The sequence below is a fragment of the Achromobacter sp. B7 genome, from assembly GCF_003600685.1.
Classification (GTDB): Bacteria; Pseudomonadota; Gammaproteobacteria; order Burkholderiales; family Burkholderiaceae_B; genus Achromobacter; species Achromobacter spanius_B.
In genome coordinates, this window is record NZ_CP032084.1 from 1,618,127 (window position 1) to 1,633,535 (window position 15,409).

Consider the following 15,409-nt stretch of genomic DNA (forward strand, 5'->3'; position numbering starts at 1 on the left):
GTCGAAAAACGGTCTGAAAACTGCTTGGAGCTCAACCGTGAGCTTGGCTACGTACGTGCTGGCGCGAAGAAAAATCGGTGTCTGGCCGATCAAATAAGCCGTGAATTGTACCCCAAGGGCCTCCCTGCCGCCCGGGAAGATGGACGGGGCTAAATCCAGCGTTGGCGGGGCCTGCCGGCCCCGTTCCATCGTCCGATTAACCCTTCGCGGCGTAGGTCTTTCAGACGAGCTTGCGCGTGGCCGGATGACGCCTTAACAGCCAGCTGCTGGCCGCCGACAGCGCGAACACGGCAACGGTCAGCAAGGGCACTGCCCAGGCGTCGCGCGGGTTGCCCGAGATGGCGCCCGCGCGCCGTGCCACGTCCAGGAATACGGGGTGGATCAGGTACACGCCGAAGGTTAAGGGCGCCAGCGCGGACAGGCGCGGCAGCCAGGGTGAAGACACGATCCACTGGAAGGCGGCCAGCGACATGAACGGCACTGTCAGGCTGAAGTAATCATAAAAGTACGTATCCAGCGCGTGGCCGTCGGACATCACGGTGACGCCAAGCGCCGTGGCCGCAACGCTGCCCGCAAGGACCAGGCCCGGCCGGGGGATGCGCAGGTCGCCATCAAAAATCAACCGGCCCGCCACGAAATAACCCAGATACGGCAGGAACCAGGTCAGGAAGAACCCGTGCGGGGCGCCCAGCGCGCGGCGGTACAGCGCGTCAAGAATGGCCACGCCCAGAATACCCACCACCCATAGTGACCGGCCGCGCGGCGTGCTGCGTGCGTACAGCAGGCGGGCCAGCGGGGCAAACAGGTACAGCCCCACGATCATGTACAGGTACCACAGGTGGTAATAGGGTTCGCCCTGCGCCACCTTGCGGGGCCAGAACGAAAAGTCCACCCGGCCGTCGTCCCACCAATCCAGCCCGGTGCGCCAGGCCAGATAGAACAAGGTCCAGAACAGCAGGGGCGCACAGATGCGCGCCATGCGGCGGCTGTAGAACTTGCGGGCGTCGTGGGGTTTGTTCGGGTCCAGCAGCAGGGCGCCGCTGACCATGACGAAAACGGGCACGCACCAGCGCGCCGCCGAGTCGTACAGATTGGCGGCCAGCCACGCGCCGCCGCCATACGCGGCAGGGTCACTGACAATCAAGGCCGCGCTGTGCAGCAGGACCACGGCTACGGCCGCCAGCCAGCGGGCGGCGTCCAGTCGGGCATAACGGTCTTCGGGGGGTTGCATCGGGCTCCCGCTGGTGTTTTCGCATCTTCACCTTAGCAGTGAGCCCGGGTGCGCTTCTGTATCCAGCGGTTAGGCAAGGCATGAAAAACCGACAGGACCCAGGCGGGCGCTGTCGGTGCAAAGGGGGGGAGGCCCGGGGGCCCGGCAAGGTCCGGCGGCTTGGCCCACGCGCCAACGATTTGTCACGAAACCGTGGGCGGCGGGGCGGCCGCATCAGGGCATTGCCGCCTTACTGCAAGACGATGTTGGCTTGCTTGATCAACTGCGACACGATGGGCTGTTCGGTCTTGATCTGCTTGTCCAGCTCGGCGGCCGTGCCGGAGCGCGGGTCGATGCCCATGTCCAGCATGCGCTTCTTGACGGCTTCGTCTTTCAGGGTTTCAGTCAGCGCGGCTTGCAGCTTTTCAAGCACCGGTGCGGGGGTGCCCTTGGGCGCCACGAAGCTGAACCAGGCCGTCATGTCGAAGGCGGGGTAGCCTTCTTCGGCCAGCGTTTGCAGCTTGGGCAGCGTGGCCAGGCGCGACGGGCTGGTGATGGCAAACACCTTGACCTTGCCCGCGTCCGCCTGCGGCATTCCGGTGGCGACCATGTCGAAGAACAAGTCCACGTCGCCGCTGATCAGGGCGGGCAGCGCCTGGGTCGCGCCCTTGAACGGCACGTGCAGGATGTCGATGCCGGCGCGTTCCTTGAACAGTTCACCCGCCAGATGGGACGAGGTGCCGGGGCCGAACGTGGCGAACGTCAGCTTGCCGGGGTTCTGCTTGGCATAGGCCACGACGTCTTGCGTGCTGTTGAACGGGCGCTTGGGGCTGGACAGCAGCACCAGGGGGCCCACGCCCACCATGCCGATACGGGCAAAACCGTCCGGGTCGTAGGGCAGTTCCTTATACAGATAGCGGTTGGTGACCAGCGTCGAATTCGTGGCCATCAGGATGGTGTAGCCGTCCGGCTGCTCGCGCGACACGTAGGCCGCGCCGATGGACGTGCCGGCGCCCGCCTTGTTTTCCACGATCATCGGCTGGCCCAGCGTCTTGGCCATGCGCTCGGCCAGGATGCGGGTCAGCACGTCGGTGGCGCCACCGGCCGGGAAGGGCGAGATGACCTTGATCGGGCGGGTCGGATAGGTCTCGGCCTGGGCGCCCAGCGCGGCGGCGCTGAGCAAGACGGTGGCCAGCAGTTTGAGGCTCGTGCGAATCATGTTTTCCCCTTGAAATCGCGTGCATGAGTGGATCGCCGGGCCTGGCTTGGCCGCCGCGTCGCGTGACGCCGCGCGGTGGCTTGCCAGGTCTCCTTGGATGTTTTAAATTCCGTATATTGGAATTTAGTTTTGTCATTCGAAATAAACTATAAAAACGAAGCGAATAGAAATGCAATCTTTTTCTGACTCCAAGCGCGTGGTGCACGCCGCCGTCAAACCGGACGAAACGCTGGAACTGAGCCAGCCGGCACGCCGCAAACGCACGGCCGGCGTGGGCGAGGGCGCCAATTCGCCGGACTTCATTACCGCCCTGGCGCGCGGCCTGGACGTCTTGCGCTGCTTTCGCCATGGCGTGACGGCGCTGGGCAACCTGGACCTGGCGCGCTTGACCGGCCTGCCCAAGCCCACCATCAGCCGTATCACCTACACGCTGACCGAACTGGGCTACCTGCGCTATCACCCCGACACCGGCAAGTATTCGCCCGGCTATGGCGTGCTGGCGCTGGGCTTCGGCTTGCTGGCCGGGCTGGAAGTGCGCGAACTGGCCAAGGCGTCCATGACGGAACTGGCGCGCGACACCGGCGGCGCCGTGGCCTTGGGCGCGTTCGACGGCGACGCGATGACCTACGTCGAAGCCATCCATGGATCCTCAGCGCTGTACCTGCGGTTGCCGGTTGGCTATCGCGCCAGCCTGGACAGCGCCATGGGTCGGGCCTACCTGGCCAGCTTGCCCGACACCGCTTGTCAGGAGGTGATGGCGCGCCTGGGTCCGGTGGCCCCGCCCGTGGCCGCCATCGATCGCGCCCGCGCTGAATTACAGGAATTCGGCTGCTGTTTCGCGCTGGGCGAATGGCAATCCGGCATCAACGCCGTCGCCGTGCCGTTTACCTCGATCACCGGCGAAGGCGTCTTCGTCATGAGCTGCGGCGGGCCATTGAGCCTCTTGCCCGAACCCGAGCTGCGGTCCCGCGTCGGCCCCGCGTTACGGGCCGCGATTGCAGGACTGGCGGGGGCGTCGGCCTGATCCTTGCGGCGCATCCGGGTCCGCGTTGGCTATCTCGTACAATTCACAAATTGATCCACCCCTAGCGCCCTCGGAGACCCGTTTGGCCAACCCCACACAAGCCGATCCGCAGATCGATGACCGTCCCTTGCCCCAGGATTTTGAAACGGCCCTGGCCGAATTGGAATCGTTGGTTGCGGCCATGGAAGACGGCTCGTTGCCGCTTGAGCAGTCGCTGGCCGCTTACCGGCGCGGCGTGGCGCTGACGCGGGTCTGCCAGGAACGCTTGGCGCAGGCGGAACAGCAGGTCAAGGTATTGGAAGGCGACTTGCTGCGCCCGCTGGACCCGGCGGCGCTGGATGACGAATAAGAAACCGATGAAGACCACTCAACTCCCCTTCGCGGAGTGGTTGCAGGGGCGCGTGCGGCACGTTGAAGACGTGCTGGACGACCTGATGCCGCCCGCGGATGTGCTACCCGTCCGGTTGCACGAAGCGATGCGCTACGCCGTGCTGGGCGGTGGCAAGCGCGTACGCGCCGCCATGGTCTACGCCGCCGGGCAGGCCTGCCCGGTAAGCGGCAGTGTGCTGGCCATCGAGGCCTCGCTGGACCGCGCGGCCGCCGCTGTCGAATTGATCCACGCTTATTCGCTGGTGCATGACGACCTGCCGTGCATGGACGACGACACCTTGCGCCGTGGCCGGCCCACCACCCATGTGCAGTTCGACGAAGCCACCGCCATGCTGGCGGGCGACGCCTTGCAGCCGCTGGCGTTCGACCTGCTGGCGTCCATGCCCATCGCGCCCGCGCTGATCGTGCAGGCGACGCAGTCGCTGGCGCGCGCCGCCGGCAGCCAGGGCATGGCGGGCGGCCAGGCCATCGACCTGCTCAGCGTCGGCCATTCGTTGTCGCGCGATGAACTCCAGACCATGCACAGCATGAAGACCGGCGCCATGCTTGCGTGCAGCGTGGCGCTGGGCGGCATCGTGGCGGGCGCCAGCTCGGCCTCGCGCCAGGCGCTGGACGCGTACGCGCAGGCCATGGGCTTGGCGTTCCAGGTGGTGGACGATATTCTGGACGTTACCGCCGACACGGCCAGCCTGGGCAAGACGCCCGGCAAGGACGCGGCGGAAAACAAGCCGACGTACGTCTCGCTCCTGGGCCTGTCCGAGGCGCGCGAGTTCGCCGAGCAATTGCGTGTGGCCGCGCTGGCGGCGCTGGAGCCCCTGGGCGATGCCGGGTTGCGCCTGGCGCAACTGGCCGATTTCATCGTCCTTCGAGACCGCTGATCCGTGACAAGCCCGGCCTGAGTCCAGGTCGGGTCAACGAACCCCAAAAAAGCATGACGACTGATTTATTGGACCGCATTCAATCCCCGGCAGACCTCAAGCGCCTGGATCGTCGCGAGCTGAAGAAGCTTGCCGACGAACTGCGCGGCTTCGTGCTGGAGTCGGTATCCAAAACGGGCGGGCACCTGTCGTCCAACCTGGGCACGGTCGAGCTCACGCTGGCCCTGCACCAGGTGTTCGACACGCCGCATGACCGCATCGTCTGGGACGTGGGCCACCAGTCCTATCCGCACAAGATCCTGACCGGCCGCCGCGCCGGCATGGCGCAGTTGCGGCAACAGGGCGGAATTTCGGGCTTTCCCAAGCGCAGCGAATCTGAATACGACGCCTTCGGCACGGCGCACTCGTCCACGTCGATCTCGGCGGCGCTGGGCATGGCGGTGGCCTCGCGTAATGCCGGCGTGCAGCGCCAGCACATCGCCATCATCGGCGACGGCGCCATGTCGGCGGGCATGGCTTTCGAAGCCATGAACAACGCGGGCGTCACGCCCAACATCAACCTGCTGGTGATCCTGAACGACAACGACATGTCGATCTCGCCGCCGGTGGGGGCGCTGAACCGCTACCTGGCGCGCCTGATGTCGGGCCGCTTCTACGCCACCGCCAAGAACGTGGGCCGCGCGGTCTTGCAGCACGTGCCGCCCGTGCTTGAACTGGCGCGCCGCTTTGAAGAGCACGCCAAGGGCATGGTCACGCCGGCCACGCTGTTCGAGGAATTCGGCTTCAATTACGTCGGCCCCATCGACGGCCATGACCTGGACGCGCTGGTGCCCACCTTGCAGAACCTGAAGGCGCTGCAAGGCCTGCAATTCCTGCACGTGGTCACCAAGAAAGGGCAGGGCTACAAACTGGCCGAGGCGGACCCGGTGCTGTATCACGGCCCGGGCAAATTCGATCCCGCCGTCGGTATCCTGCAATCGAAGGCGCCGGGCAAGCGCACGTTCACGCAGGTCTTCGGGCAGTGGTTGTGCGACACGGCCGAGCAGGACACGCGCCTGGTCGCCATCACCCCCGCCATGCGCGAAGGCAGCGGGCTGGTCGAATTTGAAAAGCGGTTTCCGCTGCGCTATTTCGACGTCGGCATCGCCGAGCAGCACGCCGTGACGTTCGCGGCGGGCGTGGCCTGCGAAGGGCAAAAGCCCGTCGTGGCCATCTACTCGACCTTCATGCAGCGTGGCTACGACCAGTTCATCCACGACGTGGCGCTGCAAAACCTGGACGTGACGTTCGCCCTGGACCGCGCCGGCATCGTCGGCGCGGATGGCGCCACCCATGCCGGCAATTACGACACCGCTTTTCTGCGTTGCGTGCCCAACATGGTGGTGGCCACGCCGTCCGACGAAAGCGAAACCCGCTTGCTGCTGTCGACCTGTTATCAGCATCCCGGCCCGGCGTCCGTGCGCTATCCGCGCGGCGCGGGTTGCGGCGCGGTCGAGGCCCCTGGCCTGGATACGGTGGAGCTGGGCCGGGGTGTGGTGCGGCGCGAGGGCAAGAAAATCGCCATCCTGGGTTTCGGCACGCTGGTGCAAGCGGCGTTGGCCGCAGCCGGCAAGCTGGACGCCACGGTGGCGGACATGCGCTTCGTCAAGCCGATCGACAAAGCCCTGATTCTTGACCTTGCCGGCCGCCACGATGCGTTCGTCACGATCGAGGACGCGTCCATCATGGGCGGCGCGGGCAGCGCGGTGCTGGAAGTGTTGAGCGCTGCTGGCGTGCAGATTCCGGTCCTGCAACTGGGCTTGCCGGATGTCTTTATTGACCATGGCGAACAGTCGGCCCTGCTGGCCGGCATCGGTTTGGATGCCGCCGGTATCGAGCAGTCGATCCGTAACCGCTACGCCGAGCTGCTGGCGAAAGACTAAGGCGGTGGCACTTAGCCGGTTTCACTTGGCCGGCTGGGTGAAACCTGCCGTGATCTTCCCACTCGGCGGCCGACCCAGCCGTACTTTCCGGCCATGGCCTCGCCATTGCCCGGAATCTGGAACAGTCTGTTCCGCCGTCACCGACCTACCCATAGAAGGGTTTTCCCAGGCGTAGGCAAGGCTTTGGGCGATAATGGCCCCCTCTTCAAGTTTCCTAGGCGCGTCCGCAAGCGATCGATCGCCTAGACAGGTACGCTGACATGAATTCTCCGATCGACCCCGCCCTGGTAATGCCCGATGTCCAAAGTTCGACGGACACCCGGCACATCCCGATTCAGCGCGTGGGCATTCGTGGCGTGCGCCATCCCATGCTGGTGGAAGGCGGTGATGGGGCGCCCCAGGGCACCGTCGCCAACTGGACGCTGACCGTTGCGCTGCCGCCCGAAGAAAAAGGGACGCACATGTCCCGCTTCGTGGCGCTGCTGGAAAAGTACCGCAGCACGCCCATGACGCCGGCCCGGTTCCGCGCCATGGCGGCCGACATGCTGCCGTTGCTGCACGCCGAAAGCGGCGATATCACCGCCGCGTTTCCGTATTTCATCAACAAATCAGCCCCCATTTCGGGCGTGCAAAGCCTGCTGGACTACGAAGTTCAGTGGATCGCGCGCGCCAAGGGTGATGCGGTCGAATTCGAGCTGGTCGTCCAGGTTCCGGTGACCAGCCTGTGCCCGTGTTCGAAGGCCATCTCGGAGTACGGCGCGCATAACCAGCGTTCGCATGTGACCGTGTCGGCCATTCTTAGCGACGACATCAGCATGGACGGCGTGATCCGCCTGATCGAAGAAGAAGGCTCGTGCGAACTGTGGGGTCTGCTCAAGCGGCCTGACGAGAAGTACGTGACCGAACGCGCCTATGACAATCCCAAGTTCGTCGAAGACCTGGTGCGTGACGTGGCCGCGCGCTTGACGGCGCACCCGGGCATCGCGCGGTATCGCGTTGAAGCCGAGAACTTCGAATCGATACACAACCACTCGGCCTACGCCGTCGTGGAAGGCTGAGCCCACCGTGCATCATCCGGCGGCCACCGATTGGCCGCTTATCGCAAGGCTGCAAGCCTGGGAATCGCGGCTGGCCAATAACCTGGCCGGCCGCGGCCGTTTGGGCGTGGCGTTCTACGAGTTTTTCCGCTTTGGGGTCAAGCAAGCCTGGGCCTGCCTGTTCGGCGGGTTGATGTGCGCGCTGTTGCTGGGCACGCACTGGTGGTATCCCAAGGATGCGCTGCTGGCGCGCTACGATTTCCTGACGCTTGCGGCGCTAGGTATCCAGGCCGTCTTGTTGGCGCTGCGCATGGAAACCTGGAGCGAAGCCCGCGTGATCCTGATGTTCCACGTAGTGGGCACCGGCATGGAAATCTTCAAGACGGCGGCCGGGTCCTGGATCTACCCCGAGGCCAGCGTGCTGCGCATCGGCGGCGTGCCGTTGTTCACGGGCTTCATGTATGCGGCAGTGGGCAGTTATCTGGCGCGCGTCTGGCGCCTGTTCGATTTCCGTTTTCGCGCGCATCCCCCGCTGGTGGCCACCGTGGTTTTGTCAGCGCTGATCTATGTGAACTTCTTCTCGCACCATTTCGTCATGGATTTCCGGTGGTTGCTGTTTGCGCTGACCGCCGTGCTGTTTGCCCGCACCTGGGTGTATTTCCGCATTTGGCGCGTCTATCGCCGCATGCCGTTGCTGCTGGGGTTCGTGCTGGTGGCCTTGTTCATCTGGTTTGCCGAAAACATCGGCACTTTCGCCAATGCTTGGCGCTATCCAAACCAATCCCACGCGTGGCAATGGGTGTCCATCGCCAAGCTGGGGTCGTGGTTCCTGTTGATGATCATCAGCTACGTGATGGTCAGCGTGGTTAATCGGCCCAGGGAAGTCGCTGTTGCCGATCTGCCGCAAGCGGCGGGGCAGGGCGGCGAAAACGCCCCGTCCCTGATTTCCTGACGCCCCAGTCGCTTGCGAACCGATGCTCAATCGGTAATAATCGAGGGCTTTCTTGCTCGACCGCCCATGGTTTTTGGGTAGCGGGCTGCCCCTTGCCGGGCTGATGTCTTCTGTGTACCACCACAGTCTTCTGTGAACCACTACACAACCACCCATGATGGAAAGCGCGGGTGCAAGACGCCAGGCCGGCAGGACATCCTCAAGGAGTTTTACTCATGCGTCACTACGAAGTAGTGTTTATCGTTCACCCCGACCAAAGCGAGCAAGTGCCCGCCATGGTCGAACGCTACCAAGCGCTGGTTACGGGCCAAGGCGGCTCGGTTCATCGCCTGGAAGACTGGGGTCGCCGCCAACTGGCCTACCCGATCCAGAAGCTCGTCAAGGCTCACTACGTCTGCCTGAACATCGAGTGCGGCCAAGCCACGCTGGATGAGCTGGAACACTCGTTCCGCTACAACGACGCCGTTCTGCGCCACCTGGTCATCAAGACCAAGAAGGCCCAGACCACGCCCTCGATCATGATGAAGTCGGTTGAGCGTGAAGAAGCCCGTAAGGCTTCGGCTGAGGCTGTCGCGGTTCAGCCCGAATAAGCAGGGCTCACGCAGAGCTCAACTTATGAAGTCCCCTTGGTGCCTGGCAGGATGAATCAGCTGGAACTTAGCGCGCGCGTTCTTGAATGCGAGCCTTTGCGCCACACTCCCGCCGGCCTGCCCGCACTGGAAATGGTGCTGGCACACGAGTCCGAAGTTATCGAAGCCGGCCATCCGCGCCGTGTTGAATTGACGATTACGGCCGTGGCACTGGGCGATCTGGCGTTGCTGTTGAAGAACACCGCGTTAGGGTCTGAATTGCTGGTGCAGGGGTTTTTGGCTCCCGCCCGCAAGGACTCGGTGAAGATCAAGCTGCATTTGCAGCAGGCACGCAAGATCAGCGGTAGCGCAGGACGCGATCCGCAGGTGGCTTGAACGGGTTGAGCAAAGGGTGCGAGAGCGCCTTCTGAATACGGATAGGTTATGGGGAGCTGGGCCCGGTTTCTAAAAACCCCGGGTAAAACCCGCCCCCTCAAACATAGAGGCACATATCATGGCTTTCTTCGGAAAACGCAAAGAAAAACGCAAATTCACGCAGCAGAACCCGCTTTTCAAGCGTCGTAAGTTCTGCCGCTTTACCGCAGCCGGCGTCGAAGAGATCGACTACAAGGATCTGGACACCCTGCGCGACTTCGTGCAAGAAAACGGCAAGATCATCCCGGCTCGCCTGACCGGCACCAAGGCAATCTACCAGCGCCAGCTGGACACGGCCATCAAGCGCGCGCGCTTCCTGGCTCTGTTGCCTTACACCGACAACCACAACTAATCCGGGGCACTGAAAATGCAAGTTATTCTGCTCGAAAAAGTCGTCAACCTGGGCAACCTGGGTGAAGTCGTTCGTGTGCGTGACGGTTACGCCCGCAACTTCCTGATCCCCCAGCGCAAGGCCCGTCGTGCTACCGACGCCGCCCTGAAGGAATTCGAAGCTCGCCGCGCCGAACTCGAAAAGGCCCAGGCTGAAAAGCTGGCCGCCGCCCAAGCTCTGGGCGAGCGCATCTCCGGCTACCAGCTGAAGATTGCCCAGAAGGCTGGTGTTGACGGCCGTCTGTTCGGCTCGGTCACCAATGCCGATATCGCCGAAGCCCTGAAGAAGGCCGGTTTCGAAGGCGTTGAAAAGGCGCAAGTGCGTCTGCCCAACGGCCAGCTGAAGTCGGTTGGCGAGTTCCCGATCCAGGTCGCCCTGCACGCCGACGTTGTCGTCGACGTCACGGTTCTGGTGGAAGGCGAACTGTCCTAAGCCGTACCCGCGGTAAAAAGAAGCCGGCCCGCGCGCCGGCTTTTTTTCTTTTTGACCGGCCGTCGTTGCGTTCCGCCCTGTCGGCATTACGCATCGCGCGCCATCTTGCCCAGCTCAGAGGACCTCTTGACCCACCCGCCCGTCCATCACAACGCGCCGCCCGGCCTGCGCGCCTGGCTCGACAGCGTCGACGCCTTGCGCGAACCTTCGGTGCGCGACGTGACGATCGATGGCGTGCGCTGCATCGTCAAGCGCCGGCGGCCCAGTTTTGGGCGTGGCGTCAGCTATGCGCTGCGCTATGTGCGCGCCTTTCTGCTGGGCGTGGGCTGCAAGCTGTTCCTGGGTGAATTTCCGCGCCCCGGCGTGTTGCTGCGCAATGGCCTGACGCATGAAGCCCAGCGCCTGTCGATGCTGCTGGAGGCCGGTTGCCGTGTGCCCGAAGTGTGGTGGCAGGAACAGGGGCTGTTGGTGCTGGAATACGTGGGCGACGACCTGGCTGATCTGATTCGCAACGAAGACGCGACCTCGCAGCTGTGGCTGACCCGCGCGGCGGCCGCCGATCTGGCGGCCTTCCACGCGCGTGGCATGTGGCACGGCGGCGCGCAGATTCGTAACGTCACCCTGCAGGACGGCGAGCTGTGGCGCATCGACTTCGAAGAGAACATCGGGTCGACGCTGTCGCGTCCGCTGGCCCAGGCGTACGACCTTTTCCAGATGTTGTCCTCGCTGGTGTCTTTGCGTAAATTGCCCGATGACGTTGCCGTCACGCTGGGTACACTGGCGCTCGACGTGTATCTGGACAGCAATCCCGATGCCGCCGTCAAAGCGCGCCTGACCCGTCTGGCCCGCATTCTTTGCAGTGTCGCGGCGCCTTTGCGTCCCTTGTTGCGGCGGCTTCCGTCGCGCGATGTGCAAGGGTTTTTTCGCGTTGCGGACATCCTGCAGCCGTTACTATTGAAGTCATGAATACACCTGCCGATCCCCAGCTTGAATACCTGCGCGTTCCCCCCCATTCCATCGAGGCGGAGCAGTCGGTTCTGGGCGGCCTGCTGCTGGACAACACCGCGTGGGACCGCATCGCCGACGTGCTGGTCGAAGAAGATTTCTACCGCCACGACCACCGGCTGATCTGGCACCACATCGCCCGGCTGATTGGCCTGGCGCGTCCCGCCGACGTCATCACCGTCAACGAATCGCTGATCAGTGCCGGCAAGGCCGAGGACTCGGGCGGCCTGGCCTACCTGAACGCGCTGGCGCACAACACGCCGTCGGCCGCCAACATCCGCCGCTACGCCGAAATCGTGCGCGAGCGCGCCATGCTGCGCAAGCTGGTGTCCATTGCCGACGAGATCTCGTCGGCCGCCCTGAATCCGCAGGGCAAGGAAGCGCGCCAGCTGCTGGACGAAGCCGAATCCAAGGTGTTCAAGATCGCCCAGGAAGGCTCGCGCGGCGCCGCCGGCTTCCAGGAAATCCAGCCGCTGCTGACCCAGGTAGTGGAACGCATCGACGAGCTCTACCACCGCGAAGGCAGCTCGGACGTGACCGGCGTGCCCACCGGCTTTACCGACCTGGACAAGATGACGTCCGGCATGCAGGGCGGCGACCTCATCATCGTGGCCGGCCGCCCGTCCATGGGCAAGACCTCGTTCTCGATGAACATTGGCGAACACGTCGCGATTGAGCAGGGCCTGCCCGTGGCGGTGTTTTCCATGGAAATGGGCGCCGTGCAGCTGGCGATGCGTATGTTGGGTTCGGTCGGCCTGCTGGACCAGCATCGGATGCGTACCGGCAAGCTGATCGCCGACGACTGGCCGCGTGTGACGCACGCGGTGCAGTTGATGCAGGATGCGCAGGTGTACATCGACGAAACGCCCGCGCTAAGCCCCATGGAAGTGCGCGCGCGTACGCGCCGCCTGGCGCGCCAATGCGGCCAGCTTGGGCTCATCATCATCGACTACCTGCAACTGATGTCGGGTAACGGCTCGGGCGAAAACCGTGCCACCGAAGTGTCGGAAATCAGCCGCTCGCTCAAGGGCCTGGCCAAGGAACTGAACTGCCCGCTGATTGCGCTGTCGCAGCTGAACCGAAGCCTGGAACAACGCCCCAACAAACGCCCCGTGATGAGCGATCTGCGCGAATCGGGCGCTATCGAACAGGATGCCGACGTGATCCTGTTCATCTATCGCGACGAAGTCTACAACCCGGATTCGCCCGACAAGGGCACGGCCGAAATCATCATCGGCAAGCAGCGTAACGGCCCCATCGGCACGGTGCGACTGACATTCCAGGGTTCGAGCACGCGCTTTTTGAACTTCTCGGGCGCGCAGCCGCGAGACATGTACTGACCCGGTACTGACCCTGTACTGACCGCCATCAAGACTGCCTTGGTCGCGGCCCAAAAAAAACCGCGCCCCGTTTCATGGGGCGCGGTTTTTTTAACCCTGAGCGCAATAGCAATCGCGGCGATCAGCCTTCGATTTCAGGACGCTTGCCATAGCGCGCGGCCAACACGCCGCACACCATCAGCTGGATCTGGTGGAACAGCATCAAGGGCAGCACGATGGCGCCCACGGCGTGGCCGGCGAACAGCACCTGCGCCATCGGAATGCCGCTGGCCAGGCTCTTTTTCGAACCGCAGAAGAGCAGGGTGATGCGGTCTTCTACGTTGAAGCCGAACATCTTGCCGGCCAGCGCCGACAGGCCCAGGGCAAGCGCCAGGATGACCGCGCAGCACACCACCAGGCCGGCAAGTGCCGGGATGGGCGTGGTGCTCCACAGGCCTTCGTTGATGGCCTCGGAAAAGGCGGTATACACCACCAGCAGGATCGAACCCTGGTCGACGAACTTCAGCATGGCCTTGCGTTTGTGCACCCAGGCGCCGATCCAGCGCCGCGCGAACTGGCCCAGCACGAAGGGCAGCAACAGTTGCAGCATGATCTTGCCTACCGCGTCGAACGAAATCGGCGCGCTGCCGGCATTGGCCACGACCGTGCCCACGAGCAGCGGCGTCAGGAAGATGCCCAGCAGGCTGGAGGCCGACGCGCTGCACACCGCCGCGGGCACGTTGCCGCGCGCCATCGACGTGAAGGCGATGGCCGATTGCACCGTGGCGGGCAGGCAGCACAAGAACAGGATGCCCAGATACAGCTCGGGCGTGACCAAGGGTTCCAGCACCGGCTTGAGCGCAAGGCCCAGCAAGGGAAACATCAGGAACGTGGCAGAGAAAATCGTCAGGTGCAGCTTCCAATGCGTCAGGCCGGCGATGATGGCCTCGCGCGACAGGCGCGCGCCGTGCAGGAAGAACAGCAGGCCGACCGCGATGTTTGTGATCCACCCAAATATCACCACGCCCTGCCCGTGCGCGGGCACGATGCTGGCGATGATGACGGTGCAGATCAGGTAGAGGGTGAAGCGGTCGGGCAGAAGGCGGACTAGGCGTGACATGGATGGATAGAGAGGAGCAGACGAAAGCGGGAACAACGCGCTGCGAACCAGGCGGCAAGGCAAGCGGCAAGCCAAGCGGCAAGCCAAGCGGCAAGCCAAGCGAAAACCCCGCGGCGAATCAAGCCTGGGCAGTCGGCGGCGCATGGGATGCGTCGGAAACGGGGCGTATTGTAGTCCCCGTCGCCGTCGTGCGCCTCAGGGTGTCATTGCCAGCGCCAGGTCGAACGCGGCGACCAGCGAGGCGTGGTCGGCCACACCCCGGCCGGCAATGTCGAAGGCGGTGCCGTGGTCGACACTGGTGCGCACGAAGGGCAAGCCCACCGTGACGTTCACGCCGTGGTCCAGCCCCAGGTACTTGACCGGGATCAGGCCCTGGTCGTGGTACTGCGCGACCACGATGTCGAATTCGCCCCGGCGGGCGCGCATGAAGATGGTGTCGCCTGGCCAGGGGCCGCTGGCGTCGATGCCCTCGGCGCGCGCGCGGGCGATTGCCGGTTCAATGATGTCGACGTCCTCGCGGCCAAACTTGCCGCCTTCGCCGGCGTGCGGGTTCAGGCCCGCCACCGCCACGCGCGGCGCGGCGATGCCCATCTGGCGGCACGCGCGGTCGGCCAGCCGCATGGCGGTCAGCTCGGCGTCGGGCGTGATGCGCGCGATGACGTCGGCCAGCGCCACGTGTATGGTCACCAGCAGGACGCGCAGCTCGTCGTTGGCCAGCATCATGGCGAAGTCCTGCGTGGCCGAGCGGTCGGCCAGGATTTCGGTGTGGCCGGGGTAATCGATGCCGGCCTCGTGCATGGACTTTTTGTTCAGCGGCGCGGTGACGATGGCGCGGATGCGCCCGGCCTGCGCGTCGTCGATCGCGGCGCAGACGTAGTCGTAGGCGCCGCGTCCCGCCGCTGCGCTGATCTGCCCCAGCGGCAGATCGTCAGGCAGGGCCGGACTACAGGCGATGACATGGATGCGCGCCGCATCGGGTCCGGCCTGGCTGACATCGCGAACTTCGACAACGTCCAGGCGTGCGCCCAGCTGGGCAACCGCGCGGCGCAGCGCGCCCGCATCGCCGTACACCACACAGGGGGCGCTCAGGCCTTGCGCGATCGCCTTGACGACGATTTCAGGGCCGATGCCGGCGGCATCGCCCATGGTGATGCCCACGGGCAATGCGGCGTTCACGATGCCTTGTCCTTGGGCGGCTCGACCACGCCGCATTCGAACGTGACCGTGGCGCGCTTGGAGCCCAGGCCCGTGGCGTGGTTTGACGTCACCTTCGGCTTTTGCAGCTTGCGGCCGATGTCCTGGCAATACTGATCGGCGCGTTGCAGCGTCTGGTTCTTCAGTTCTACCCACGTCAGCAACTGCGTGCCCGAACTATAGGTAACGCTGTAAGTGTCTTTGCCGACGGAGGTGACCTCGCTCATGCTGGAGCAGGCGGCTAGCAAGGTCAGCAGGGCGGCGGCGGGGGCAAGGCGTGCAAGCATGGGGCATCCAGAAAACGCGATATCC

General features: G+C 64.4%; 17 protein-coding genes. 12 read left to right on the plus strand and 5 right to left on the minus strand.

Going from position 1 to position 15,409, the window contains the following annotated elements:
- Window positions 1–220 precede the first annotated feature (220 nt).
- Window positions 221–1,231 (minus strand): acyltransferase, encoded by a 1,011-nt coding sequence (locus tag DVB37_RS07255; RefSeq protein ID WP_120154472.1) that lies wholly within the window; start codon window positions 1,229–1,231, stop codon window positions 221–223.
- Between the two features lie 229 nt (window positions 1,232–1,460).
- Window positions 1,461–2,429, minus strand: coding sequence for a tripartite tricarboxylate transporter substrate binding protein (locus DVB37_RS07260; protein ID WP_046802794.1), 969 nt, complete (start codon window positions 2,427–2,429; stop codon window positions 1,461–1,463).
- 169 nt (window positions 2,430–2,598) lie between these two features.
- On the opposite strand from DVB37_RS07260, the gene DVB37_RS07265 reads away from it, so the two are divergent.
- The 12 genes from DVB37_RS07265 (at window position 2,599) to DVB37_RS07320 (ending at window position 12,804) form a co-directional block, all read left to right on the plus strand.
- The gene (locus DVB37_RS07265; RefSeq protein WP_046802795.1) at window positions 2,599–3,453 is read left to right on the plus strand and encodes an IclR family transcriptional regulator; all 855 of its coding nucleotides are present in this window, start codon (window positions 2,599–2,601) and stop codon (window positions 3,451–3,453) included.
- Window positions 3,454–3,535: 82 nt separating this feature from the next.
- The gene (locus DVB37_RS07270) at window positions 3,536–3,802 is read left to right on the plus strand and encodes an exodeoxyribonuclease VII small subunit (RefSeq protein WP_046802796.1); all 267 of its coding nucleotides are present in this window, start codon (window positions 3,536–3,538) and stop codon (window positions 3,800–3,802) included.
- A gap of 7 nt (window positions 3,803–3,809) precedes the next feature.
- The gene (locus DVB37_RS07275; protein ID WP_104143190.1) at window positions 3,810–4,721 is read left to right on the plus strand and encodes a polyprenyl synthetase family protein; all 912 of its coding nucleotides are present in this window, start codon (window positions 3,810–3,812) and stop codon (window positions 4,719–4,721) included.
- Window positions 4,722–4,774: 53 nt separating this feature from the next.
- Complete coding sequence (dxs, locus tag DVB37_RS07280; protein ID WP_104143192.1) at window positions 4,775–6,643, plus strand: 1-deoxy-D-xylulose-5-phosphate synthase; 1,869 nt, start codon at window positions 4,775–4,777, stop codon at window positions 6,641–6,643.
- Between the two features lie 260 nt (window positions 6,644–6,903).
- A complete protein-coding gene (gene folE2 / locus DVB37_RS07285; RefSeq protein WP_120154474.1) occupies window positions 6,904–7,701 on the plus strand; it encodes a GTP cyclohydrolase FolE2 in 798 nt (265 codons plus the stop codon).
- 7 nt (window positions 7,702–7,708) lie between these two features.
- Window positions 7,709–8,632 (plus strand): DUF817 domain-containing protein, encoded by a 924-nt coding sequence (locus tag DVB37_RS07290; protein ID WP_120154476.1) that lies wholly within the window; start codon window positions 7,709–7,711, stop codon window positions 8,630–8,632.
- 215 nt (window positions 8,633–8,847) lie between these two features.
- Window positions 8,848–9,222, plus strand: coding sequence for a 30S ribosomal protein S6 (gene rpsF / locus DVB37_RS07295; RefSeq protein WP_006218306.1), 375 nt, complete (start codon window positions 8,848–8,850; stop codon window positions 9,220–9,222).
- Between the two features lie 51 nt (window positions 9,223–9,273).
- Window positions 9,274–9,597 carry a primosomal replication protein N gene (gene priB / locus DVB37_RS07300; RefSeq protein WP_046802801.1) on the plus strand — a complete coding sequence of 108 codons (324 nt, stop codon included), beginning with the start codon at window positions 9,274–9,276 and terminating at the stop codon, window positions 9,595–9,597.
- 118 nt (window positions 9,598–9,715) lie between these two features.
- Window positions 9,716–9,988: a 30S ribosomal protein S18 gene (gene rpsR, locus DVB37_RS07305; protein WP_006218308.1), complete on the plus strand. Its 273-nt coding sequence runs from the start codon at window positions 9,716–9,718 to the stop codon at window positions 9,986–9,988.
- A 15-nt stretch (window positions 9,989–10,003) separates the two neighbouring features.
- A complete protein-coding gene (gene rplI / locus DVB37_RS07310; protein WP_046802802.1) occupies window positions 10,004–10,459 on the plus strand; it encodes a 50S ribosomal protein L9 in 456 nt (151 codons plus the stop codon).
- Between the two features lie 126 nt (window positions 10,460–10,585).
- Window positions 10,586–11,425 (plus strand): hypothetical protein, encoded by an 840-nt coding sequence (locus DVB37_RS07315; RefSeq protein WP_120154478.1) that lies wholly within the window; start codon window positions 10,586–10,588, stop codon window positions 11,423–11,425.
- Entirely contained in the window at window positions 11,422–12,804 is a 1,383-nt protein-coding gene (locus tag DVB37_RS07320; RefSeq protein WP_006218311.1) for a replicative DNA helicase, read from the plus strand. Before DVB37_RS07315 ends, DVB37_RS07320 begins: the two co-directional genes overlap by 4 nt.
- A 121-nt stretch (window positions 12,805–12,925) precedes the next feature.
- Here the strand turns inward: DVB37_RS07320 and DVB37_RS07325 are convergent, their stop codons facing one another.
- The 3 genes from DVB37_RS07325 to DVB37_RS07335 form a co-directional block, all read right to left on the minus strand.
- Complete coding sequence (locus tag DVB37_RS07325; RefSeq protein WP_046802804.1) at window positions 12,926–13,903, minus strand: bile acid:sodium symporter family protein; 978 nt, start codon at window positions 13,901–13,903, stop codon at window positions 12,926–12,928.
- A 195-nt stretch (window positions 13,904–14,098) separates the two neighbouring features.
- Entirely contained in the window at window positions 14,099–15,079 is a 981-nt protein-coding gene (pdxA, locus tag DVB37_RS07330; protein ID WP_120154480.1) for a 4-hydroxythreonine-4-phosphate dehydrogenase PdxA, read from the minus strand.
- The gene (locus tag DVB37_RS07335) at window positions 15,076–15,384 is read right to left on the minus strand and encodes a hypothetical protein (protein ID WP_052945921.1); all 309 of its coding nucleotides are present in this window, start codon (window positions 15,382–15,384) and stop codon (window positions 15,076–15,078) included. Before DVB37_RS07335 ends, pdxA begins: the two co-directional genes overlap by 4 nt.
- Window positions 15,385–15,409 lie beyond the last annotated feature (25 nt).

Coding starts and splice junctions, on each gene's coding strand:
- DVB37_RS07255 (WP_120154472.1), bottom strand. CDS start 1,231: ATGCAACCCCCCGAAGACCGTTATGCCCGACTGGACGCCGCCCGCTGG.
- rpsR (WP_006218308.1), top strand. CDS start 9,716: ATGGCTTTCTTCGGAAAACGCAAAGAAAAACGCAAATTCACGCAGCAG.
- priB (WP_046802801.1), top strand. CDS start 9,274: ATGAATCAGCTGGAACTTAGCGCGCGCGTTCTTGAATGCGAGCCTTTG.
- dxs (WP_104143192.1), top strand. CDS start 4,775: ATGACGACTGATTTATTGGACCGCATTCAATCCCCGGCAGACCTCAAG.
- DVB37_RS07325 (WP_046802804.1), bottom strand. CDS start 13,903: ATGTCACGCCTAGTCCGCCTTCTGCCCGACCGCTTCACCCTCTACCTG.
- rpsF (WP_006218306.1), top strand. CDS start 8,848: ATGCGTCACTACGAAGTAGTGTTTATCGTTCACCCCGACCAAAGCGAG.
- DVB37_RS07320 (WP_006218311.1), top strand. CDS start 11,422: ATGAATACACCTGCCGATCCCCAGCTTGAATACCTGCGCGTTCCCCCC.
- DVB37_RS07265 (WP_046802795.1), top strand. CDS start 2,599: ATGCAATCTTTTTCTGACTCCAAGCGCGTGGTGCACGCCGCCGTCAAA.
- DVB37_RS07260 (WP_046802794.1), bottom strand. CDS start 2,429: ATGATTCGCACGAGCCTCAAACTGCTGGCCACCGTCTTGCTCAGCGCC.
- rplI (WP_046802802.1), top strand. CDS start 10,004: ATGCAAGTTATTCTGCTCGAAAAAGTCGTCAACCTGGGCAACCTGGGT.
- folE2 (WP_120154474.1), top strand. CDS start 6,904: ATGAATTCTCCGATCGACCCCGCCCTGGTAATGCCCGATGTCCAAAGT.
- DVB37_RS07275 (WP_104143190.1), top strand. CDS start 3,810: ATGAAGACCACTCAACTCCCCTTCGCGGAGTGGTTGCAGGGGCGCGTG.
- DVB37_RS07335 (WP_052945921.1), bottom strand. CDS start 15,384: ATGCTTGCACGCCTTGCCCCCGCCGCCGCCCTGCTGACCTTGCTAGCC.